Here is a 22,528-nt window from a genome sequence, read left to right on the forward strand (position 1 = left end):
CTTCTTGGTCAACTCGCTATTCAATAATTTTATTGTGGCGAGGGGGCTTGCCCCCGTTGGACCGCGAAGCGGGCCTGAAAAATAGTGGAAGCGGCAAATGGAAAACCACATTTTCGGCACTTTCGGCGGCTATGCAGTCCACGGGGGCAAGCCCCCTCGCCACACATGGTGTAAGCTCGTGCGTTCTTCGGATTCGACCTTTTGCGAGCCCTATGCCGTCGCTTTTCAAACGCTCTCTACTGCCCAAGCTGCGCAGTTTTCCGCTGACCGCCGATGCGGTCTCCATTCTTTCTGGTGCTGCCGAGTTCCGTCGTTGCCTGCTGGAGAAAATTGCCCAGGCGACCCAGCGCATCTACATCGTCGCGCTTTACCTGCAGCACGACGAAGCGGGACAGGAAATCCTCGATGCCTTGCACGCTGCCAAAGCTGCGCGCCCGGAACTGGACGTGGTGGTGGTGGTTGACTGGCTACGGGCTCAGCGCGGTTTGATCGGTGCCGGCAAGCAACCGGGCAATTCGGCGTGGTATCAGCAGCAGACTCGCGAACACGCCAGCGAAGTGCCGGTGTATGGCGTGCCGGTGCAAACCCGCGAACTGTTCGGTGTGTTGCACCTTAAAGGCTTCGTGATCGATGACTGCGTGATCTACAGCGGCGCCAGTCTGAATAACGTCTATCTGCATAAATTCGACAAATATCGTTACGACCGTTATCACGTGCTGCGCAACCGGGCACTGGCCGATTCCATGCAGCACCTGGTGCAGCACGGGTTGATCGCCTCTAAAGCCGTGCATCGTCTTGACGTTCTAAACCTGCCAACCACCCGCAGTCTGCGTAGCGACATCGGTGACCTGCGCAGTCGCCTCAAGCACGCGGTGTATGACACCACGGCGGGTACGCTGGACAAGGGTGGTCTGACAGTCAGTCCGCTGCTCGGGGTCGGTAAAAACAACCCGTTGAGCCGGGTGATCTGTGAGTTGATTGCCTGCGCCCAGCATCAGCTGACTATTTGCACGCCGTATTTCAACCTGCCGTTGCCGGTGACCCGTGAAATCAACCGGGCACTGGCACGCGGGGTGAAGATCGACATCATTGTCGGCGACAAGACTGCCAACGACTTCTACATTCCGCCGAGCGAGCCGTTCAAGGTCATTGCCGCGTTACCGTACCTCTATGAAATCAGCCTGCGACGCTTCGCCAAGCGCCATCAGCGGGTGATCGACAGCGGTCAGTTGAACCTGCATCTGTGGCGCGACGGTGACAACACCTATCACCTCAAAGGCATGTGGGTCGACGAACGCTACACCTTGTTGACCGGCAACAACCTCAACCCGCGAGCCTTCCGCCTGGACCTGGAAAACGCTTTGCTGATCGACGACCCGAAAGGTGAGTTGCAGGAACCCCGTCGCAGTGAGCTGGCGGAGATTTTCCACAGCACCCGCCGCATTGAGCGCTATCAGCAGCTGGAAACCTTGCTCGAATACCCGCCGGCAGTGAGCAAGTTTCTGCGTCGAGTCAGCCGGGTACGGATCGAACGTTTGCTCTATCGCATCCTGTAGCCAAAAACACAAAAGCCCCGTCACATGGACGGGGCTTTGTTTGACGCTCGCAGCTTGAAGCTTAAGGCTACTTAGAACACTACGCCCTGGCTACGCAGGTAATCATCGTAGGTGCCGCTGAAGTCGATCACGCCGCTTGGGCTCAGCTCGATGATTCGAGTGGCCAGCGACGATACGAACTCGCGGTCGTGGCTGACGAAGATCAGCGTGCCCGGGTAGTTTTCCAGCGCCAGGTTCAGCGCTTCGATGGATTCCATGTCCAAGTGGTTGGTCGGTTCGTCCATCACCAGTACGTTCGGCTTTTGCAGGATCAGCTTGCCGAACAGCATGCGACCTTGCTCACCACCGGAGATGACCTTGACCGACTTGAGGATCTCGTCGTTGGAGAACAGCATCCGGCCCAGGGTGCCGCGGACCAGTTGCTCGCCACCTTGAGTCCAGCGACCCATCCAGTCGAACAGGTTGGATTCATCTTCGAAATCCGAAGCGTGGTCCTGTGCGTAGTAGCCGATTTCTGCGGCGTCGGTCCATTTCACGCTACCGGCATCCGGGCTCAATTCATTGACCAGGGTACGCAGCAGGGTGGTTTTACCGATACCGTTCGGGCCGATGATCGCCACGCGTTCGCCTGCTTCAACGTTGAAGCTGAAGTCCTTGAACAGGGTCTTGCCATCGAAGCCCTTGGCCATGCGCTCGACGATGACCGCCTGGCGATGGAGCTTCTTGTTCTGTTCGAAACGGATGAACGGGCTGACGCGGCTCGAAGGCTTGACCTCGGCCAGCTGGATCTTGTCGATCTGCTTGGCGCGGGAAGTAGCCTGCTTGGCTTTCGAGGCGTTGGCCGAGAAGCGGCTGACGAACGATTGCAGTTCCGAGATTTGCGCTTTCTTCTTGGCGTTGTCCGAGAGCAGTTGTTCGCGGGACTGGGTCGCCACGGTCATGTACTCGTCATAGTTGCCCGGGAACAGGCGCAGCTCGCCGTAGTCCAGGTCAGCCATGTGGGTGCAGACACTGTTCAGGAAGTGTCTATCGTGGGAGATGATAATCATCAGGCTGCTGCGCTGGGTCAGAATGTTTTCCAGCCAGCGGATGGTGTTGATGTCCAGGTGGTTGGTTGGTTCGTCGAGCAGCAGCACTTCCGGATCGGAGAACAGTGCCTGAGCCAGCAGAACGCGGAGTTTCCAGCCCGGTGAAACTTCGCTCATCGGGCCGAAGTGTTGCTCGATGCCGATACCCAGGCCCAGCAGCAGTTCACCGGCGCGCGATTCGGCGGTGTAACCGTCCATCTCGGCGAATTCGGTTTCAAGCTCGGCGACGGCCATGCCGTCCTCTTCGGTCATTTCCGGCAGCGAGTAGATGCGGTCGCGCTCGGCCTTGACCTTCCACAGCTCTTCGTGACCCATGATCACGGTGTCGATAACGCTGAATTCTTCGTAGGCGAACTGGTCCTGGCGCAACTTACCCAGACGTACGTTCGGCTCGAGCATGACCTGACCGCCGGACGGATCGAGGTCGCCACCGAGGATTTTCATGAAGGTCGACTTGCCGCAACCGTTGGCGCCGATCAGGCCATAGCGGTTACCCGCACCAAATTTGACCGAAACGTTCTCGAACAACGGCTTGGCGCCGAACTGCATCGTGATGTTAGCTGTGGAGATCAATTACTTTACCTTTCAATAGCTTAGGTTGCGCTTATTTGAGCTGGGACCAATTTGGGACCAATTTGGAGTTTTTCCAGTTCACTCCAATCTGAGCTTGAGTTGATCCATCGCGCATAAGTAGACAGCAACATCTGCACGCTATGGCCGAGTTGCTGGGAAATGAAGGCGGGGTTCATGCCAGACATAATGCATATTGTCGCATAGGTGTGACGACAGTTGTATGGCGCTCTGTGTCGCATTCCCAGGGCTTTCAGGGGCGGTTTCCACTGCTTGTGCAGGTCAGACGTCTGTCTCACATACTCGCTGTTCTTTGATGGCGGAAAGATGAAAGGGGGTTCCAGGATCTTTCCTGCCCCTTTTTTCCGACGTTCTGCATACTTTTTGGCGAACTCCAGGGCATGCAATGCTCGCTCGTTGAGCAGAACAAAACGATCGCCACCAGTTTTTGTACGCTCCACCACTTCTCCCAAGGCAATCCCGCGACAGACGTGGGCAGTCCTCTTCTCCGTGCTCACTGCATCCCACCGCAAGGCCAAGGCCTCAGGTAGACGCAGTCCCGTGAAAAAAACAAACTCGAAAAATGCCGCGTAGATAGTGCTGGGCCAGTGTTCGTGCTGGTACATCTTCGCGATGATCGTGTTGGCTTCCTCCAGGCTGAAGGGGTCAATCTCTTTTCTGCTTCGCTTCGGAAGGGCTCCCTTGTACCCGAGCTTTGTCCCGCCAACAATTTCGCGGCTGTCCAACCAGAGCTGGGCATACTCACCAAAATTGATTTTCCCGCCGGCGACGTTGATAGAGCCAGGGAATAGCTCGGCGTACTTGTCGTCGTCGAGCAACCCCAGCTTGATCAGGCTGTTTACCTGATCACTCGCGGCTGCCGAGTACCCGAAAGAGTGCTGCGGTCTCTTGCTGGCGATTGGGCGTAAGCAGCAGTACTTCCCGTGCCGGAACATCGCGACTGAGCCGAACGAAGAGTTCCGTCTTGATCCGGAGGACTATGCCGTGGCTGAAGACTTGGGCGAGGTGACCGGGATTGTTCACTCGCATCCGGATGCGACAAGTCGACCGTCACCGCATGACTTGGCAATGTGCGAGGCCACGGCCTTGCCCTAGCACATACTGAGCTGATCCGAGGCGGATCTGCGCACCATCGTGCCGGCCGGCAGCACACCGCTACTCAACCGGCCGTTTGTGCATGGTGCGTGGGATTGTTGGGCGGTCTGTGAGGAGTTTTACAAGCGCGAACACGGCATTGAGTTCGAAGACTTCAAGCGTGAGGACGGGTGGTGGGAGAGTGCAGAGGCCACAAGCATGTACGAGGCCAACTACGAGGCTGCTGGTTTCGTACGGGTAGATCTCCCGCGGCGAGGCGACATGATCGTCATGGCTGTGGGGCGGACGGCTCATCCCAACCATGCTGGGATCTACCTTGGCACTAATGCAGCGCTACCCGGCGAAGAGTCAGAAGCGTTTGGGCCTGGGCCTTTTCTGCTGCACCACCTGTATGGGCGACCGTCCGAGGTGATCGTGTTCGGTGGGCCTTGGCTTGATCGAACATGCCTGATTCTACGTCACCTCGATGCTATATAAAGCTCGGTCTAGTACCGAGTTTTATGAGAATGATTAGGAGGATGTCATGACAATAGTTAAGCAATCAAAAGTCACGGAACCCACTAAACACCTTCAGGATCTCTCCGAGCGATTACTCTCATATCGTCAAGCAGAGAGAGAATCGTGGAAATTGCCGGATCGGGAGTCGTTGACGCCCCTAGAACAGCCTCAAGTCGTAAGTGTTGCCGTGCCAGGATTCGATCCACGGAATGACGATCCGGATGAGACTCAATCAGCGCTCTGACCGTTGTAGTCAATCCAGTAACCTGGCTCTGCAAGCTAACCAGCATAGACATCAGCTGTTCGAGATATTCTTCCGTTAGATGCGCCATTTCCCTTTTCCTTATGAGTGGCCGATTGATGCTGAAAGCTACTATTTTGGGCTGGATGGGTGTTACTGGGGATTCGTTCAGCTGGATGAGCCTTGGACTCGGTGCTATGGTCCATGCTTAATTAGGCAAAGGAGATGCTAGATGGCCGCTGTTAAAACGTATTCTTTCAAGCTGAAAGCAAGCAATGGAAATGGCATGAATAACGTTTTGCAAAATGGTGTGGACCAACGAGAGGCGGAAAGAAAGATTCTTGAGAAATACCCGGGCGCTACGATTCTGGATGTCCGACAGAAGTAAACGAAAGCCCAGCCCACACGCTGGGCTTTGTTGTTTCTAGGGGGCAGGAAAACCTTTGGCCGGAACCGCGGTGCTCCGCAAGAGGTTCCAGTCATTCAAAATTTGATGGTGCGCATTAGGTACTCCTGGTGCCCAGTTTGTTCGTCGGTCTGCTCACACACCACAACAAATCCTTGTGATAAATAAAACGCACAGCTGGCGGCGTTGCCTTTGTAAACCCCGAGAGTCAATTCAGTTCGCAAAGCTTTGGCATGAGCGAGCAGTTGTTTGCCAAAACCCTTAGCCTGAAATTCAGGGGCAATAAACAGAGCTGCAAGTTGATTTTCGTGCAGCGAACAGAAGCCCACAATTCTTGATTCCTGCTCAATAACGTAGGTCTCCGAAGCAGGGATGTATAGGCTTCGCATATTCTCGACTTGTGAATGCCAGAAAGAGGCGTCAATAAAGTCATGGGCTACCAGCGATGCTTTTAGCCAGATGTCCAGCACGGCTTCTATGTCGTGTGTTTCAAATGCTCTGATCATTTTTAGTTCGATATCCGTTTTGTCTCATGTCACGCTCAAGCCAGCAGCTTGCCTGTTCGAGAGCCCAAGAGTTTGGCTCGTTAACATGGTCCAAGAGGCTTGACCTTCATCATACGCCGCCAAGACGCATAATCCTGACGCGCCAAAGCCTGGTGCACCTCCGATGATTCAGGCGCTTGTACGAACAAGAAAAAGTCCAGTCTAGCGCTGGACTTTGTCTTTTCTGATGCTTAGTCAGGTCTTATCCGCGCCGAAATTGGCGCAATCCCAGTCCTTGGGCTTGCAGGCAAAGGACTGGGGGAATCCGTTGCGTGGGGGCAGGAGGCTACTACGGAGGGCAGCAGGGCGTTACTGGGGATTCGTACAGGCGAGTGCGTCACCTGTTGTTCATAGCATCACGTTTCTGCTCGGTCTATAAGGCGCATTCGAGGGCGGCAGAAGCGCCAATCAAAAGGTACAGCTACCGCGAGCGTTAGAGGTTTGCGAAGGGGACGCATGTTCGTAAGATGGGAACCTGAAATCCCACATGGAAGACCTATAATGACTCGAATTGTTGAAATCCTGATGTACACCTTGAAGCCGGGGGCGGGGTTGGATTTCCATCGAATAATGCAAGAAGCAAGCGTTCCGCTTCACTTGGAAGCCGGCATGGATGTCGTTTCTTATGGCGGCTCATTACATGACGATGACAGCTATCACTTAATTCGCTCCTATGAAAGCGAGAGCCATCGCGTAGCATCTCAAGATGCTTTTTACGCAAGCACTGCGTGGAGACAAGGCCCGAGAGCAGATATCATCAGTCGGATTGAAGTAAGCACAGTGACAGTTATGGCGCTTACTCAAGACGCGATTGATGCCATCAGGGTTTCCCGTAAATCTGCCTAGAACTGATGTGAAAAAGCCCAGTCTTGTGCTGGGCTTTGTTGTTTCTGGGATGTGTTCCTGTGGGATCGACATCGCTACGCATCGGCGACGTGATCAGCCTTGCCGCGCGCGCTTCGATCAACCATTGCGATGATCGTTTCGAAGAGTTCGTCCTGCGCTTGCGCGGGCGTGATTTCTCCGGTCGCAGCGGCATGGGATAGAGCCTCGGCCGCGCCAAGCATTGCCCGAAGACCTGCAGGCGCAATATCTCCTGCCCTGGCAAAAGGGGCCAGGGCAATCCGGCACTTATTCATGAAGATCACTTCGTAATCACGCTTGATCTTTTCGAGCTCCGGTGAGCTGGCCAGCGCCGCTATGACGCCAGGTATCTCATTGCCCTGGAGAAGCACGCAGTCGACGTAAGACGATGCGATGACAGCAGCCCTGCTCATTAACGTAGATTCACTCGCTTGGAGCGCAGAGTCCATAAGCGTTGTCTGGCGTGCATCGAACTCCTGATAGAGCGCCGCGAGCAGTCCAGGCCTTGTGCCGAAATGGTCGTAAACAACGGGTTTTGTAACTCCGGCCTGCTCGGCAAGCCGTCCAAGCGTCAGTGCTTCCGTGCCTTCTTCTCGAACCAATTGCCATGCGACATCCAAAAGCTGACGCTGTCTCTCCTCTCTAGACAGGCGACGACGTCGCTGCGTGCTGGAGACCTGCTCTCTATTTTCGGCGCTTGACATGGCTATATACCAAAAGTAACTTAAAGATAGCAACTTACTAAAAGTATATAAGCTTCGCCTTTTGCCCTCAATCAGTAGCAGGAGTTTTCGACATGCACGCGCTTATCGTTGTTGCTCATCATGATCCAAGGTCGCTCAGTCACAGCATCGCTGCACATGTCGCTGAGGGCATATCCTTGGCTGACGCAGGCAACTCTTTCGAAATCGCGGACCTCTCCGAGGAAGGTTTCGATCCGCGGTTCTCCGCGGCTGATCTCGCTGTACATCACAGGGAAGGGCCACCGCCGGCCGATGTTGCTGCCGAGCAGGCGAGAATCGATCGCGCCGATACCCTTGTGTTGGTGTATCCCGTTTATTGGTGGTCTATGCCGGCACTACTCAAGGGATGGATCGATCGTGTGTTCGCCAATGGTTGGGCGTTCGACTTCAGCTCTGATGCGAAGCTGGTGAAGAAGCTTCGCCACCTACGAGTTCATCTTGTCGGTATTGGTGGCGCAGACGGGGGAACCTATGAACGGCACGGTTATGCCAATGCGATGAAGACGCAGATTGACCATGGGATCTTTGATTATTGCGGCGCATGTGTCGTGACCTCCGAGCTCCTACTCGAATCGGAAACGCAGGATCCGACTGTTCATTTGGGCGTCGCGCGGGCCCTGGGCTGCGATCTATTTACTACATCTCAGCGATGCAAAATGGCCGGGGTGGTATGAACATGTAGTGTTCTGGACCGCTGGCGACGACCCTATGATTCCGGCCATTGGGGCATTTCCAGCCAGGTGCTACTCATCCAAAGCTAAACGACTGAAATTAAAAAGAAACATTGCTGTTATAGAGTGCTGGCCTGATTCATGAGGGCTACTGAAGTGAACCGATCAGCACGAAACCTGCGTAAAACACTGGACGCTGCAGCAGCCAATAACGAGGCCGCAGCACTTGATGTCATGCGGGCCATTGATCAGCTTGGTGACGAAGTGCTGCGCCAGCGGCTGTTGGGCGTGGTCCACCGCCTGAATCAGGATGCGAGCGAGTTGCGGCAAGCCAGAGATAATGTCTCTGGAGCGCTGATGAAGCTGGCCTGATATCGCCCTCCGTGAGCGGATGCGACAGTGGGGTGGGTGGTGTATTCCTGGCTGGTCTACGCTTTGGGCTAAATCTCAATAGCCACTACTCGCAAGGACTCATATGAAACTCAATATCATTGCCCTAGGCCTGCTTGCTGTTTTGGCGGGCTGCACAACTGCTGGCCCCTATGTCACCAACATCTCAAGTGACGGGCGTAACGGTCTGAATATCGAGAAGTGCGCTGTGAAGATGAATGCTTTGATGGGCACTGTGAGCACCACTGAATGCACGACTCAGAATCTGCAACTCAGTCGAGGCAACTGATTGCAGGTATGGCGTTCAGGGCGTGAAGTGTTCGTCGCCTGGGTCTTTACGCATGGAATCGCTATCCAGCCTTTACAGGGGCTCAATGGAGTGTCTTACGGCTCTCACCAATCCTGATCCGATCCAGCGCCCGATTTAACGCATTCAAGGCATCGAGAAGGGCTTTCGCCTCAGCTTCCCGACCGTCCCCCCACAGGCGTTCAGCCATTTTGTTCAGCGCCTGGATAGAGCGCTCAATTTCAGCTGCGGTCGCCGCCGCTTTATTTTCCTGCTGTTTTTTCTGCATTGCTGTCGTCCTCAAACCCGTGATCAGGTGCTGGTCGCTTGCGTCGCAAACCGGACTTGACCTCCAGGATCCTATCCGCGCCGGTATTGGTGAAGTCTCGATTCTTGGGCCGGCAGGCAAAGGAATGGGGAATCCGTTGCGTGGGGTAAGGAGGCTACTATCCGTGGTTGTCGGGGCGTTAGCGGGGATTCGTACCGGGAGACATCTTCTGTCGCTCGTGGCTTCAGTGCTGCTTGATACTTTTCCAGGCAACAGGCGCTAGAAGTAGTACTGCCAGCAAAAACACTGTCTGCGAAATATAGAACGTCTCCAGCCATTGTCGGTTTAGCGCCACATAGAACGTGTTATGGATCACGTCCACAATGATGATTGCAGCTGTGAAAACGATGCCAGGTCGGGGGTTCGTGAAGAGCAAGAGTGCGGCCAGAGGATCTAAAAACGTGAGCGCTGCCCAGAACAAACGGCTGGCCCATGGAGTACTGTCACCGTATCCGTAGTCCCAGAGCAGCCCATGCGTAAGGTCTGCATGCAGGTGATTGGCTGTTGCAACGAGGAGGCAGCCCGCAAACAGAGCACGGATGGCAAAAGATAATCTCGGCACGGCATCGTTCGCTGATGGTCATTGGTATCAACATCGTATCGAAATTGGCGAGCTACACGCGACTGGCGAATGCTAGCCGATTGGGTTTAGCGCCGCCCTTCGATGGCCATGCGCACGGCCAAGCCCGCAAGGACCGTCCCCATCAACCAGCGTTGCACGATCTGCCACAGGGGTCTGCTTGCGAGAAATGTCGCGATGGAGCCAGCCATGACGGCAATCAGAGCGTTGACGCTCACGCTAATGACGATCTGCGTAAAGCCAAGCACGACCGATTGCGCCAGCACGCTACCGTGGTCGACGGGGTCGATGAACTGGGGCAGCAGCGACAAATACATGACTGCGATTTTGGGATTCAGCAGGTTGGTGACAAAGCCCATCATGAATAGCTTGCGCGGGCCATCCTTGGGCAGGTCTCGCACCTGGAACGGGGAACGGCCGCCGGGCTTGACCGCCTGCCAGGCCAGGTAAAGCAGATAGAGCGCGCCGCCGAGTCGCAGGGCGTCATACGCATAGGGAACCGCCAGGACCAGGGCTGTGATGCCCAATGCGGCGCAAAACATATAAACGACGAAACCCAACGCCACGCCACCCAGGGAAACCAGTCCGGCCATTCGTCCCTGGCAGATCGACCGCGAGATGAGATAGATCATGTTCGGGCCGGGAGTCAGCACCATGCCGAGTGAGATCAGGCCGTAGGCGAGCAGGTTGGACAGTTCGGGCATCGCGTAACTCCTAATGGATGAGATAACGAATCGAAAGCTCCGCTAAATCAATACAAGCGGTTTTCGCCACCGCTGAGGTTTGCACCTGGAGCGAACGATAGTAGGGCGGTCAACGGGAGAGTGTTAGACACAGATTGACTTGCAAAACGTCATACAGCGGTCGCAGCACCCGGTATCCACTCCGCGGGATACGTTGCAAGTTCAACGTGAGTAATGGCTTGCTCCATTAATAACAGCCAAGGTGCCTTATAGGCACCTTGGCTGTTATTTACGAGAGAGAGCGATAGGCTCGCGATGATCCTTATGATGTTCAGGGCAGCGGTTGGAGGCTGGTCTTGATGGCAGTGACCACACGATTACGGCCTTGGTGTTTAGCGTGATACAGGCGTTGATCGGCTACGTGCAGAATGGCCTCGATGGTGTCGCCGTCGCGGCCAGATTGCGATATGCCGATGCTCACGGTGACCACGGTCAACCGCTGGAAGCCGCTATTAAAAGAAGTATTTGCCACGGTGGTTCGCAAACGCTCGGCGATTACATGCGCGGCTTCTAGTGGAGTCTGAGGTAGCAGTATCATGAATTCTTCCCCGCCCACTCGGGCTACACCGTCATACGGTCGGATCGAATCGAGGCATTTCTGCACGAACTCTTTCAGGATGTCATCGCCAACCTGATGCCCGAAGCGATCATTGATGGACTTGAAATTGTCCAGATCAAGTGCCAGCACGGAAAACGGCGCACCGCCGCGGTTGGTCCGGCCAATTTCGGCTTCGACCCGCTCTATGAACCGACGCCGATTATCAGCGCCTGTCAGTGGATCGGTCGCCGCAAGGTGTCCGAGTTCCTGATTGGTGCGCTGGAGCTCCACCAGAGCGTTCTCGGTGTACTCCATAGCCTCGGCAAGACGCACCATCAGCTCCTCCTGGGTGTAAATTGTCGAGAAAGACCGCGTGGTGAGGAACGCTTGTACGACCCCATAGCTCAACAGGAAGAATCCAGCGGCGAAGATCGCATGGGCGAGCCACCACATGTGGTTCCAGGGACGTGCAAGGATGAATGCAACAGATGACAGCGCGAACGCCGTGACCGAGATGACAAAAATCACCATCAGTTGCGAACGGATACGGCGCAGCAGGAGCATTGCCACGTTCAATGTGGAAAAAACCAGGGCACCACCTTCCAGCGAAAGGCGCACCGCAAGTTCGCCGGCGATTGAGGAGTTCGCGACATACGCCACTACCAGGTCAACCAGCAGGAACAGTCCTATCCAGGTCAACCACCGGCGGGGCTGCATTCGGCGGTCCGCAGCATCCGGTGGGCGGTGGTACGACAGCATCCCGACCAGCAGCAGTATCGACATGACCAGTCGAGAGGCCGGTCCATAAAGCAGGAAGAGCCAGATGTTGTGGTGTGCGAGCCCGGTGAACGCACCATGCAATGCATAGATCAGTACAAAACCGAGAAAACCAAGCGTCATCCATCGCAGCAGCGGCTCTCCCGATGACTGATAGCAGCGCCACGTCACGTAAGTGACAAACAAGCCTTCCAGGGTGGCTGCCGTGATCGCAATGATATGGAACGCGTGGTTCTCGAATAGAAGAGTGGGGTCTTGAAAGAAGTACAAGTAGCTAATCAGGTAGGCCGGAATGAACGCAAATCCTGCGAGCAGCAGGCAGGCATAAATCTTGATGATGAGACGGACGGCTTCAGGTGGCTCGCCGGTGGCGACGCTATTGCTCATGGCTCCCTCCAATTTTCAATATATTTTGCCAGCACCGGACCGGTAGTAGCTCCGTAGCCGCATACACGCTGCGTTGGATTTAGAGCGCGAAATTGATCGGACTCCGGTCTTCCATGGCTTTGGCTCCTGTGGCGATTAATAGCCTAGTCGAGTAATGACAGGGCTGCAGAAGGAGCAGTCTGAATTTGGTATCGCGAACTCCTTCGCGGAGGTCGCGACGCAGCGGTAGGAAATCTTGAGGCGACAGAGGGGCTTTCGTTCGGTCGGCAGGACACCGAGGGAGGGATTTTCAGTCTGCGCATGATTTGAGCCAGCAGGCATACGTCTATTGAGACGATCATCGCAGCTCTCAATGATGTCTTGCGTCTGGCTGAGCTGAGCAGGCGCGCTTCTGGCACAACGCCTGCACCGTTTTTCACAAATGTAAGTTAACCTTTGATTACAAAGTATGACTAAAATACGCCTCGGTGGCCATGAGCTAGCTTTCTGCTCAGGCTCCCGTGCTTGACCGATTCACTTGATCGTTGGATCTCGGACGCTGCGTTTAAATCAGGTTTGTGGCGCGCGGCATGTACTCTTCTGAACTGTGACGAATTCCCGTGAAACTCATCATTGTCTCCCTCTATGTTTTATCCATCGCGTATGTGCATCTACGTGGTCGCATCCGGCACAAACTGAGTCGCCAATTGAGTGATCATTCGACCTTTCTGGCGCCGGTCAACTGCTTCCTGTACCTGTTTTCGAAAATCCCCAACAAGCCTTATCTGAATCCGGCCGACTTTCCGGACCTGAGCCCCTTGCAGGCCAATTGGCAGGAAATCCGCGCCGAGGGCCAGAATCTGCTCAGGGCAGGGGAGATCAAACGCTCGGACCAATACGACGATGTGGGCTTCAACTCGTTCTTCAAAACCGGCTGGAAGCGCTTCTATCTGAAGTGGTATGGCGACAGCCACCCATCGGCCACCAAGCTCTGCCCGCGTACCACGGAGCTGGTACAAAGCATTGGCTCGATCAAGGCGGCGATGTTCGCCGAATTGCCACCGGGTTCGAAACTGGTCCGTCACCGTGACCCGTATGCCGGCTCGTATCGTTACCACCTGGGTCTGGACACGCCGAACGATGAGGGTTGCTACATCGACGTCGACGGCGAGCGCTACCACTGGCGTGATGGTGAGGCGGTGATGTTCGACGAGACTTACATTCACTATGCCGAGAACACCACCCAGCAAAACCGCATCATCCTGTTCTGCGACATCGAGCGCCCGCTGAAATACCGCTGGGCCACAGCGTTCAATCGCTGGTTCAGCCGTAATGTGATGTCCGCTGCTGGCGCGCCAAATGACGCTGGCGATAAAACCGGTGGCTTGAACCGGTTCTTCGGCAAGATCTACAAGATCCGTCTGCGCGGTAAAGAACTGAAAAAGCGCAACCGGACGCGTTACTACCTGGAAAAGTGGGCGATTTTCGGTGGTTTGCTGGCCATTATTGTATTGATCTGAGCACGACCATTGCGCCAGCAACCTTTGCTGGCGCGGCGTTGAGGTTTCCGGCGAGTCTGCAATACGCTCAATCGGTGTGACATCTACGCTGGAGTATTTCCTTCACAGGGATGAATCCTGCGCGTAGCGTGTTATCGAAGACCCTATCTGCATGTACTGGAGGAACTCCACCATGAACAGGTTTGTGCTCGGTACCAGTGCGTTGGCGTTGAGTGGCTTGCTTGGCACTCTGACCCAGGCCGGCGCAGACATTGGCATGCTGGCTGCCACGGTGGAGCATCCGGCACTGCTGGCCCAGAATCTCCCTGACAGCCCCGATAACCCCTACAACAGCCCGATTCGCCGGGTAAATCCCAACAGCATGCAGGGCACCCAGCCCAGCGCACCGGTTATTCGCGGGCCGAACACTGTGCCGGTTCCCCGTCCACCGACCCTCGAAAACGGCGGGATCGGTAATGGCTATCCGCGCAGCGGCACTGCGCCGGGAGCGGTCAAACCGTATGTCCCGCCCAAGCCAGCCCCCCGAGATTCGGACTCCAGCAGTTATTGAGCGGCATTCACCGTAACGCAGGAGCCATCCTTCCCGGCAGGGCGGTGTTCGGGGATGGGTTTTTCCAGGCGCAAGGCATCGGCATGGTCCGCGTAGTAGTCGTGAATCAACGCAAAACGCCGGTAGCCGTTACGTTCATACAGCGCAATCGCTACCGGGTTGTCGATACGCACCTCCAGTCGCAGACAGGTGCAGTCATGTTCCAGCGCACAAGCCTCGATTCGCTCCAACAGCTGTTTGCCCAGACCCGTACCGCGGGCCTGAACCGAGATGGCAATCGAGTACAGCCGCGCCCGCGAGGTACTGCGGTGAAACAACACCAAGGCGTAACCGAGCAGTTGGTGCGCGCGCTCGGCGACGATCAACTGTCCATGAGCGCGGTTGATCATCCACTGAAAGTTACGGCGGTTAAGCCGGTCGCTGGTGAAACATTGCTGCTCAAGTTTCAGGAGTGCTGCCAGGTCAGCCGGTACTGCAAGGCGAAAGACAAGATTCATATGACCACCGTAAAAGTTGCGTAACGGAACGAGACTTTCGAAAAACTTCGTGCTTAATAGGAAAGGTCTTGTTCTCCAACGGATCAATCACTATGTCAGCGCTACAAGGTCATTGGCGTGAAGTATCGGAGCAACGTTTACCGACAGCAATAACTAAAGCAACTTATTTATCAGAGGCTGCCAGAACCTCCAGTCAGTTGGTTATTATTGTCGAACGCAAGGAAGACTGGGCGTCTTACTTTCCCAGTGAAGACATCGTCAGTGCCCAGGAGTATCTCGAGCAAACCCGTGGCAGCGAGCAGGACAAGCGGGTACAGGTAATCAACCTGTGCCGCAGCTACAAGTACCTGGGACACGGCTACTACTGCTCATTGCTGGCCGAAGCCCGAGGGCACAAGGTGATTCCTTCGGTGCGAACCATCAGTGAGCTGACGCGCAAGTCCCTGTATGGCCTGTCTCTGGACGATTTGGATAAAGCCTTGGATAAGGCGCTCAATAATCACCTTTACAGCGACACTGAAGGATTTACCCTGACGCTGTATTTCGGCAAGACCAACATCGAACCGTTGCAGGATTTAGCCCGTCAATTATTTGAAGTGTTTCCCTGTCCGATATTATTGGTGGAGTTTCGCCGAAGTAACGGTTGGCACATCGAAGGCGTTAAGTCTGGCGCGCTACATAAGTTGCGAGAAGATCAGGAAGATCACTTCGCCAACGCTCTGGACAACTTCAGTCGCAAGATCTGGCGCCTGCCGCGTTCACGCCGGCTGGCCCGTTATGACCTAGCAATCCTCCACGATCCGCAGGAAGCGCTGCCGCCATCCAATGCCAGGGCGTTGGAGAATTTCGTTCGGGTGGGCAAGGGCCTGGGCATCGATGTCGAGTTGATCGAGCGCAAGGACTACGCGCGTATCGCCGAATACGACGGGTTGCTGATCCGCGAGACCACCAGCGTCGATAACCATACCTACCGATTTGCGAAAAAGGCCGAAAGTGAAGGCTTGGTGGTGATGGACGACCCGGCATCAATTCTGCGCTGTACCAACAAGGTCTACCTGACCGACTTGCTCAACAGCCATCAACTGGGCATGCCGGCCACGGAAATTCTCTACAAGGAACGACCGGAAGATTTTGAGCGGGTAGGCGAGCGACTGGGTTTTCCATTGGTGCTGAAAATTCCTGACGGCTGCTTCTCGCGAGGGGTGATCAAGGTCGAAAGTCAGCAAGCCTTGCTCGAAGCCACCGCTGAATTGTTCGAGCACTCGGTGTTGCTGCTGGCTCAGGAGTTCTTCTACACCGAGTATGACTGGCGTATTGGCGTGCTCAACCGCAAACCGATCTTCGCCTGCCAGTACTTCATGTCCAAAGGCCATTGGCAGATTTACAACCACAAAGCCAAGGGCCAGGATATCAACGGCGAGTGCCGTACCCTGGCGGTTCATGAGGCGCCCAAGGCCGTGGTGGACCTTGCAGTGAAAACCGCCAACCTCATCGGCGACGGTCTGTACGGCGTCGACCTCAAGCAGTCCGGCGACAAAGTGGTGGTGATCGAGGTCAACGACAACCCGAACATCGACGCCGGTATCGAAGATGCTTACTTGCAGGACGATCTGTATTCACTGGTGCTCGAGGAGTTCGTCCGCAGGCTCGAACTCAAGCGTCGCGGGCAAGTCTGGTGAACAATCGTTCATGCCGACAACATCCTTAAGCTGAACTACGCTCCCCTGCATTAGTGCGGTGTCATCCGCGCAGGGTTTTCAAGCAATCAGCAGGAATGCCGGATGAACAGGGAACAGGCGATTGCCGCGGTCGTCTATCGTGGCAATAGCGTTGAAAACACTCACATCGCGCATGTCGCGGTCGTCGATGCCCAAGGCTGCTTGCTCAGCGGTTTTGGTGATTCATCGCGCATGACATTGGCCCGGTCCGCCGCCAAACCTGCGCAAGCGTTGGCGGTCATGGAAACTGGTGCACTCGAACAATTTGGTCTGGACGATGCTGACCTGGCCTTGATGTGTGGCTCCCATAGCAGCGAAGCGCGGCATATCCAGCGAGCACTGAGCATGCTGGCCAAGGCTGGCGCCAGTGAAGCAGACATGCGCTGCGGCGGCCATCCACCGATCTCGGATGAGGTTTATCGGGCCTGGATCAAAAGCGATTTTGTCCCCGGTCCGGTGTGCAGCAATTGTTCAGGCAAACACGCTGGAATGGTGGCGGCCGCCAAAGCGTTGGGTGCAACGCTGGAGGGTTATCACCTTCCAGCTCATCCGCTTCAGCAGCGGGTGATGCAGACGGTGGCTGAGGTTTGCGAGGTTTCAGGTGACGCCATTCAGTGGGCTACCGATGGCTGCAACCTGCCGACGCCGGCCTTCGCGCTGGATCGGCTGGCGTTGCTCTTTGCCAAAATAGCCAGTGCTGCCGATACCGGTGAAAGTGCCCGGTCGCCACGTGAAACTGAATTGGCGCGGATTTACCGAGCCATGACCACATACCCAGAGCTGGTCGCCGGGGAGGGCCGTTTCTGTACAGCACTGATGAAGGCCTTCAACGGTCAACTGGTGGGCAAGGTCGGTGCTGATGCGAGCTATGCAATCGGTATACGCGGTGTGACCGACCAGCAGGCGCGGGGTATTGCGGTAAAAGTCGAGGACGGAAATCAGACCGTCCTCTATGCGGTGGTCTGTGAAGTGTTGACGCAACTGAACATCGGTACGGCCGCACAACGTGCCCAACTCAGTGCCTGGCATCACCCGCCAATGCTCAACACGATGAAGGTGAGGACCGGGCGTATGGAGCTGACGTTTTTACTCGAGCCCGTTTAGTGATCAGCTATCGCATCCGACAGAAAACTGGCCATTGACTTGCCTTTCACGCGCGGCTAATTTCGAGCCATGACTTCCACCGTATCGCGCTGCCAGCCAAGCATTATTACCGCCATTCCTTATTTGGCGGGCTAGCTGACGACTGCACCCAACCCGCCCTAGAGGCGGGTTTTCATTTTCTGTCTCCGGGACCGTGAACAAAGCCAGGAGACGTTGATGGACACCAACACCGACACTGCAACCGCCAAGCAGGCCCTGCTTGAGCGTTACGTGAAAAAAATCCTCGCTGCACCGGTTTATGAACTGGCAGTGCGCACGCCTTTGCAGGTGGCCCCGGCGTTATCCGAGGTGCTGGGCAACCAGATCCTGCTCAAGCGTGAAGACCTGCAACCGACCTTTTCCTTCAAGATTCGTGGCGCCTACAACAAACTGGCCCAACTGAGTGCCGCACAAAAGGCTCGCGGGGTGATTACCGCCTCGGCCGGCAATCACGCCCAAGGCGTGGCACTGGCGGCGTGGGAGCTGGGGATCGAGGCGAGCATCGTCATGCCCACGTCAACGCCGGAGCTGAAAGTGATTGGTGTGCGCAGTCGTGGCGCGAATGCGGTGTTGCATGGCGAGAGCTTTCCGTTCGCCCTGGAGTACGCATTGAACCTGGCCCGGCAAACCGGCCGGACCTTTGTTTCGCCCTTCGACGATCCGGACGTGATCGCCGGGCAGGGCACGGTGGCCATGGAAATCCTGCGTCAGCACCAAGGCCCATTGGAGGCCATCTTCGTCCCGGTGGGTGGCGGCGGTTTGATCGCCGGCATCGCCGCCTACGTCAAATACCTGAGGCCGGAGATCCGCATCGTTGGCGTTGAGTCGGAACACTCTGCATGCCTGCAAGCGGCAATGTTGGCGGGCAGGCGAGTGGTGCTGCCTAGTGTGGGTACTTTCGCCGATGGCGTGGCGGTCGCGCAGATCGGTGAGTATGGCTTTGAAATCTGCCGCCATCACGTTGATGAAGTGCTGACCGTCAGCAACGACGAACTGTGCGCGGCGATCAAGAACATCTACGACGATACCCGCTCGATCACCGAGCCATCCGGCGCGCTGGCCGTAGCCGGAATCAAGAAGTACGTGGCACAAACCGGTGTGCAGGGGCAGACCCTGGTGGCGATCGACTCGGGGGCCAATATCAATTTTGATAGCTTGCGGCATGTGGCCGAGCGCGCCGCATTGTGCGGCGTCCCGGTGTAAGTCGCTGAAAGGGATTCAGGCGAGCAGCGGACGCAGAAACGTCCGCTCGTAACTGAGGATGAACTTCTTCTCCACCACCTGCGCCACCAAAGCGGTGCTTTCGGTGTCGGTCAAGGCAATATGCCGATAGCTTTCGTAGTCGGCTAGAGAAGGAAAGCTGAACAGGCAATAAGCGATGTTGCTCGCGCCTTCGGACGGTAGAAAGTACCCGTGGTGCGTACCGCCCAGGCGTTCGACAACACCAAGCCAGGCCTTGGCGTAGGCTTCGAACTCGGTGAGTTGGTAAGGGTCGATCACATATTTGACGTGGCAGGTAATCATCGTGTGTGTTCCGTTTATTCTTGACGGGCTTTCTCGACCTTGTCCGACGCCGACCAGATCCGATAGCCCACTTCGACGTCTTTCGGCACGTAGACCACAATTGGCAGTTTGCTGTTGTATCGCAGCCGGAAACCCTCACCGACGACCGGCACGAAGTCCTGCTTGTTCTTGCCATCCGGGCACGCCATCAGGGTGCTCATCGGGCCGATGACTTTCTCCAGTCGATAGAATGGATAACCCCAACCTTCGAGGTTTTTCTCCTCCAGCGTGCCACCCAGACGCTGGTGATTGCAATCGACAGTCAGGGTTTTCCCGGCGAGGATTTCGACCTGGTAGCTGTCTTCCCGAGTCTGCGGCGCGAGGTGAATCACCTGGCGGGTAAAGCCGCTTTCAGCCTTGGGATAGGGGGCAACGTCTTCGAGTTTCGCAGCGCTGGCCAGAGTGGACAGACCGGACAGCAGCACCGCCGACGCGGTAAGAATGGATGAGCGCATGATGCCTCCTTGCTCTTGGTTGAGTCAGTGACCGCGAGCATTCTTACTGCGCTGGCCGCTCAATGCAAACCTCGATATTGAGGCTGGCAGATTGCCGGCTCATTTGTCGCGGCTCTTGCGTTTCGCATGAGGTTATTGGCCTGTTCGTCGTAAATCCCAGATTTATCGACGGCCCGTCGTGCGAATTCCCGGGTATGCTTTATGCTTCATTCCAGTGCATGAAAAACGCGCCAGGAAAAACCGCGAGATAAGGATGGACAAGACTGACGGCGGTTAACCCGACGATTGATCGATGGTCCTATAAAAAGGGAGGGTTGTAATGTTTCTTTCTGCCTTGGAACTTCGCAATATCATTGAACACAGTTTTTTGCCTAAACGGTGCCAATGCACCTTGTCACCGGACCTGTCGATGACCGTCAAGGTCTACGACAACCACCGGACGGATCAACTGGATCTGGTGGTGACGGGCATCGACGCGAACGCTCTTAACGGCTGTCGTGAAATCAACGATCTGATCGCTGAATTGCGCCACGACCTGGAGGATCACACCCCCGGCAGCCATGTGCTCGCATCAAAGGTCCGCGCGCATTAATCCACGATTTCTGCGAGTTCGACGGGCACACGCCGGGTCTGGAGAAATGCCAGGCCCAGCGCAATCTCCACCGTCACTGCCAGCAAGATACCTGGGCCGGCGTGGCCACTGAGCCATTCACCGACACCCAGTGTGGCCAGCCCGAACCCCCCCACCACGAGACCGCTGCTCAGCGCGCTACGCGAAGCGGACGGCGGCGCGTTGCGAGCCTGATAAAACATTACGCCCAGCGCCACAAACAACATCGCACTGCGTCTGGCCACCAACCCTGTCGCGTCCGAGTACCCGATACTCCAGATCGACAGCATCACCTCGGGTATAAAGCCCCAGACCAGCGCCAGCGCAAAACACAGACCAGCGGTAAACATCGACAGTGTGCGAAACGAAAACTGCATGGCGAATCCTTGCGGCAGTAAGGGAGGCCAAAGCATAACCTTTGGCCTCGCTCACGCCCATCGCCAAATATCGCTGCGCAGCGCCATGATTCAGTTCTGATAGTTACAGGCATCCGACAGTTTGAGGTAGCTGATGTCCTCCTGTTTACCCACGTTGTCGATGAACTTCATCTCTGCCGTCACCACCTTGCAGTCTTGCGTTGTGGGCTCGGTCATCGAAACCACTTTCTTGACGTGCAGCGACATTCCGTAGTGATAAGGCACAGGCTGAGTAGGCGCGGTGTCAGCCAGTGCCAGCCCGGCAAACCCGGTGCAGGCGAGGGCAGAGGCCATCAGCAAAATACGCATGTTCATGAGAAGTCTCCGGTGCAGACATGAAGTCAGCGCGACACCTGACGATGTCGGCCCTGCCGCGCAGGGCGTCAGAAGATTCTGCGCGAACGCGGTCCATTTAATTTTAGACCGCAGGATTAACCGGGGGTTAAGCTCGGTGGGGTTTCTAACGGACGTAGCGGGTTGATCGACTTACGGTTGAGGACCATTCAGTTCGATCAGGGGGCCTCCATTTTCATCAGATGCTTGTGGTAACTCATCAAGCTCCAGATACGTGTTGCCTTTTCCGTAGACCAAATACTTGTGGGAGCTCTCATTACCCGTGTTCTCGAAAATCACGCGAGCCCCCTGTTCGGACATTTGCACCCAGCGCGGGCGATTTCTTTCGGCGAAATCGACACGCTCTATTTGCCCTGTTTTCGGGTCATAGTAAAAAAGAGCACCCTGGAGATAGTTCGACGTGAATTCACCAGAGACCACCAGTACGTTCATATTCGATTGATTGGATGCGCACTGCCACTGAACAGAGGTACCTCGAGAGGCATCCTGGGTGCCAAAGATAAGTCGGTTTTTTTGAGTGTGGCGGATGTTGTAGATGTAGGAGTCAACAATAGGTGAGCCACGTAACAGTTCGACCGTCTTCTTGGGGCCTGCCAACTCACAGCTGACGACAGATTTTATCTGTGGTTGTGCAGCAAAAGTATGAACGCAGAATAGGGCAAGCGAGATGCCAAGCGAAATTCGTCTCATTTGAATGATATGCCGTATGAGCCGTGTTGAGTCGGAGTAAAGAGTATTAATGCGGCTAACTGCCTGGCATGTGAGCAGTGATGGAAGTGTCAATGCCAAACGTTTGCTCATTTCAAGCGTAGAACCTTAAACCCGAGTTTGTCTGGAAGAGTATCAACGCCTTCGACTTCTTCTGGCTGTCCCTTTGCATTGACGAAATCGTAGATCAGAAACTTTGCCGCGACTTCATATCCACTGTTTGGAATGACGAGTCGCATCTGTTTACGCCCGACATAGAGCCAGCGAGGAAGCGCTTTTTCAGAAAAATCAATCCGTTCGGTAGCGTGGCTTATTGGATTCTTTCGTAAGAGGACTCCCTTGGAGTACGGGGTTCCGTAGTTGAGTGCGAATATCAAGCCGGACGCAACACACTTGGCCATGACAATCTGCCCGACAAAATCAGAGTTCGGCATATCGGAAAATGCACTCTGGATGTTCCCGTCGACTTTCAAAAACAGCTTTTGACCTTCCAAAGTCGATGTGGCCAACAGCAATGCATGCGTTCCATCGGAGAATGGACAGTTGAGGATCGTCTTGATGGGTTCCGCGTAAGCAGGGCCCCCCACCAGCAGAGCTATCGTATATAGCCAAATTTTTCTCATTTGACCATGTTCCTGAATATCTGCGCTGAGGCGGGTTAAAGGGAGAGGAACACAGAAAGGGTCAC

General features: G+C 55.5%; 25 protein-coding genes and 2 pseudogenes. 13 read left to right on the plus strand and 14 right to left on the minus strand.

All coding sequences use genetic code 11. The features are described 5' to 3' along the window. Positions 1-212: 212 nt before the first annotated feature. Positions 213-1,556: a CDP-diacylglycerol--serine O-phosphatidyltransferase gene (pssA, locus tag KRR23_RS21245; RefSeq protein ID WP_216744103.1), complete on the plus strand. Its 1,344-nt coding sequence runs from the start codon at positions 213-215 to the stop codon at positions 1,554-1,556. Positions 1,557-1,627: 71 nt separating this feature from the next. Here the strand turns inward: pssA and KRR23_RS21250 are convergent, their stop codons facing one another. Continuing rightward, on the minus strand, positions 1,628-3,217 hold the full coding sequence (locus KRR23_RS21250; protein WP_081013829.1) for an ABC-F family ATPase: 1,590 nt from the start codon (positions 3,215-3,217) through the stop codon (positions 1,628-1,630). Between the two features lie 20 nt (positions 3,218-3,237). After that, entirely contained in the window at positions 3,238-4,134 is an 897-nt protein-coding gene (locus KRR23_RS21255; RefSeq protein WP_367880663.1) for a tyrosine-type recombinase/integrase, read from the minus strand. Between KRR23_RS21255 and KRR23_RS21260 the strand changes: the two are divergent. Both KRR23_RS21260 and KRR23_RS21265 read left to right on the plus strand, forming a co-directional pair. Continuing rightward, positions 4,088-4,807: pseudogene (locus tag KRR23_RS21260) on the plus strand (C40 family peptidase); the annotation flags it as partial. The gene KRR23_RS21255 and the pseudogene KRR23_RS21260 overlap by 47 nt on opposite strands. A 494-nt stretch (positions 4,808-5,301) precedes the next feature. Continuing rightward, positions 5,302-5,457 carry a hypothetical protein gene (locus tag KRR23_RS21265; RefSeq protein WP_216744105.1) on the plus strand — a complete coding sequence of 52 codons (156 nt, stop codon included), beginning with the start codon at positions 5,302-5,304 and terminating at the stop codon, positions 5,455-5,457. A 95-nt stretch (positions 5,458-5,552) separates the two neighbouring features. Here the strand turns inward: KRR23_RS21265 and KRR23_RS21270 are convergent, their stop codons facing one another. Beyond that, positions 5,553-5,981 (minus strand): GNAT family N-acetyltransferase, encoded by a 429-nt coding sequence (locus tag KRR23_RS21270; protein ID WP_216744106.1) that lies wholly within the window; start codon positions 5,979-5,981, stop codon positions 5,553-5,555. Between the two features lie 540 nt (positions 5,982-6,521). On the opposite strand from KRR23_RS21270, the gene KRR23_RS21275 reads away from it, so the two are divergent. Beyond that, positions 6,522-6,866 (plus strand): NIPSNAP family protein, encoded by a 345-nt coding sequence (locus tag KRR23_RS21275; RefSeq protein WP_216744107.1) that lies wholly within the window; start codon positions 6,522-6,524, stop codon positions 6,864-6,866. A 74-nt stretch (positions 6,867-6,940) separates the two neighbouring features. Here the strand turns inward: KRR23_RS21275 and KRR23_RS21280 are convergent, their stop codons facing one another. Beyond that, positions 6,941-7,588, minus strand: coding sequence for a TetR/AcrR family transcriptional regulator (locus tag KRR23_RS21280; protein ID WP_216744108.1), 648 nt, complete (start codon positions 7,586-7,588; stop codon positions 6,941-6,943). Positions 7,589-7,680: 92 nt separating this feature from the next. On the opposite strand from KRR23_RS21280, the gene KRR23_RS21285 reads away from it, so the two are divergent. The 3 genes from KRR23_RS21285 to KRR23_RS21295 all read left to right on the plus strand — a co-directional run bounded on the left by KRR23_RS21285 (position 7,681) and on the right by KRR23_RS21295 (position 8,977). Next, positions 7,681-8,301 carry an NAD(P)H-dependent oxidoreductase gene (locus KRR23_RS21285; RefSeq protein WP_216744109.1) on the plus strand — a complete coding sequence of 207 codons (621 nt, stop codon included), beginning with the start codon at positions 7,681-7,683 and terminating at the stop codon, positions 8,299-8,301. Between the two features lie 153 nt (positions 8,302-8,454). After that, the gene (locus tag KRR23_RS21290) at positions 8,455-8,670 is read left to right on the plus strand and encodes a hypothetical protein (protein ID WP_054597555.1); all 216 of its coding nucleotides are present in this window, start codon (positions 8,455-8,457) and stop codon (positions 8,668-8,670) included. Positions 8,671-8,773: 103 nt separating this feature from the next. Continuing rightward, on the plus strand, positions 8,774-8,977 hold the full coding sequence (locus tag KRR23_RS21295) for a hypothetical protein (protein ID WP_216744110.1): 204 nt from the start codon (positions 8,774-8,776) through the stop codon (positions 8,975-8,977). An 82-nt stretch (positions 8,978-9,059) separates the two neighbouring features. Here the strand turns inward: KRR23_RS21295 and KRR23_RS21300 are convergent, their stop codons facing one another. The 3 genes from KRR23_RS21300 to KRR23_RS21310 form a co-directional block, all read right to left on the minus strand. Beyond that, positions 9,060-9,263: a hypothetical protein gene (locus KRR23_RS21300; RefSeq protein ID WP_216744111.1), complete on the minus strand. Its 204-nt coding sequence runs from the start codon at positions 9,261-9,263 to the stop codon at positions 9,060-9,062. A gap of 687 nt (positions 9,264-9,950) precedes the next feature. Beyond that, complete coding sequence (locus tag KRR23_RS21305) at positions 9,951-10,586, minus strand: LysE family translocator (protein WP_216744112.1); 636 nt, start codon at positions 10,584-10,586, stop codon at positions 9,951-9,953. 310 nt (positions 10,587-10,896) lie between these two features. After that, the gene (locus KRR23_RS21310) at positions 10,897-12,327 is read right to left on the minus strand and encodes a GGDEF domain-containing protein (protein ID WP_216744113.1); all 1,431 of its coding nucleotides are present in this window, start codon (positions 12,325-12,327) and stop codon (positions 10,897-10,899) included. A 599-nt stretch (positions 12,328-12,926) separates the two neighbouring features. Here KRR23_RS21310 and lpxO point away from each other — a divergent pair. Continuing rightward, positions 12,927-13,826, plus strand: coding sequence for a lipid A hydroxylase LpxO (lpxO, locus tag KRR23_RS21315; RefSeq protein ID WP_103316590.1), 900 nt, complete (start codon positions 12,927-12,929; stop codon positions 13,824-13,826). A 172-nt stretch (positions 13,827-13,998) separates the two neighbouring features. Beyond that, positions 13,999-14,376, plus strand: coding sequence for a hypothetical protein (locus tag KRR23_RS21320; protein WP_216744114.1), 378 nt, complete (start codon positions 13,999-14,001; stop codon positions 14,374-14,376). A 41-nt stretch (positions 14,377-14,417) separates the two neighbouring features. Here KRR23_RS21320 and rimI read toward each other — a convergent pair. Next, positions 14,418-14,873 (minus strand): annotated as a pseudogene (gene rimI / locus KRR23_RS21325) (ribosomal protein S18-alanine N-acetyltransferase); the annotation flags it as partial. Positions 14,874-14,965: 92 nt separating this feature from the next. Here rimI and KRR23_RS21330 point away from each other — a divergent pair. From KRR23_RS21330 to ilvA, 3 genes are all read left to right on the plus strand, one after another. Beyond that, on the plus strand, positions 14,966-16,552 hold the full coding sequence (locus KRR23_RS21330) for a RimK family protein (RefSeq protein WP_253912205.1): 1,587 nt from the start codon (positions 14,966-14,968) through the stop codon (positions 16,550-16,552). A gap of 102 nt (positions 16,553-16,654) precedes the next feature. Further along, complete coding sequence (locus tag KRR23_RS21335) at positions 16,655-17,695, plus strand: asparaginase (protein ID WP_216744116.1); 1,041 nt, start codon at positions 16,655-16,657, stop codon at positions 17,693-17,695. A 216-nt stretch (positions 17,696-17,911) separates the two neighbouring features. Then, complete coding sequence (gene ilvA / locus KRR23_RS21340; RefSeq protein WP_216744117.1) at positions 17,912-18,937, plus strand: threonine ammonia-lyase, biosynthetic; 1,026 nt, start codon at positions 17,912-17,914, stop codon at positions 18,935-18,937. A gap of 15 nt (positions 18,938-18,952) precedes the next feature. Here ilvA and KRR23_RS21345 read toward each other — a convergent pair whose 3' ends face one another. Further along, a complete protein-coding gene (locus KRR23_RS21345) occupies positions 18,953-19,258 on the minus strand; it encodes an NIPSNAP family protein (RefSeq protein ID WP_216744118.1) in 306 nt (101 codons plus the stop codon). Between the two features lie 14 nt (positions 19,259-19,272). Beyond that, entirely contained in the window at positions 19,273-19,752 is a 480-nt protein-coding gene (eco, locus tag KRR23_RS21350) for a serine protease inhibitor ecotin (RefSeq protein WP_216744119.1), read from the minus strand. Positions 19,753-20,071: 319 nt separating this feature from the next. On the opposite strand from eco, the gene KRR23_RS21355 reads away from it, so the two are divergent. Then, positions 20,072-20,344, plus strand: coding sequence for a DUF1652 domain-containing protein (locus KRR23_RS21355; protein WP_216744120.1), 273 nt, complete (start codon positions 20,072-20,074; stop codon positions 20,342-20,344). Here the strand turns inward: KRR23_RS21355 and KRR23_RS21360 are convergent. The 4 genes from KRR23_RS21360 to KRR23_RS21375 all read right to left on the minus strand — a co-directional run bounded on the left by KRR23_RS21360 (position 20,341) and on the right by KRR23_RS21375 (position 22,463). Beyond that, positions 20,341-20,739 (minus strand): hypothetical protein, encoded by a 399-nt coding sequence (locus tag KRR23_RS21360; RefSeq protein WP_216744121.1) that lies wholly within the window; start codon positions 20,737-20,739, stop codon positions 20,341-20,343. The two genes, KRR23_RS21355 and KRR23_RS21360, sit on opposite strands and share 4 nt — an antisense overlap. Before the next feature lie 90 nt (positions 20,740-20,829). Further along, complete coding sequence (locus tag KRR23_RS21365; protein ID WP_216744122.1) at positions 20,830-21,093, minus strand: DUF2790 domain-containing protein; 264 nt, start codon at positions 21,091-21,093, stop codon at positions 20,830-20,832. A 171-nt stretch (positions 21,094-21,264) separates the two neighbouring features. Further along, a complete protein-coding gene (locus tag KRR23_RS21370) occupies positions 21,265-21,933 on the minus strand; it encodes a hypothetical protein (protein ID WP_216744123.1) in 669 nt (222 codons plus the stop codon). Next, positions 21,930-22,463: a hypothetical protein gene (locus KRR23_RS21375; protein ID WP_216744124.1), complete on the minus strand. Its 534-nt coding sequence runs from the start codon at positions 22,461-22,463 to the stop codon at positions 21,930-21,932. Before KRR23_RS21375 ends, KRR23_RS21370 begins: the two co-directional genes overlap by 4 nt. Between the last annotated feature and the right edge of the window lie 65 nt (positions 22,464-22,528).

Source organism: Pseudomonas sp. CVAP#3 (genome assembly GCF_018986375.1).
GTDB lineage: Bacteria > Pseudomonadota > Gammaproteobacteria > Pseudomonadales > Pseudomonadaceae > Aquipseudomonas > Aquipseudomonas helvetica.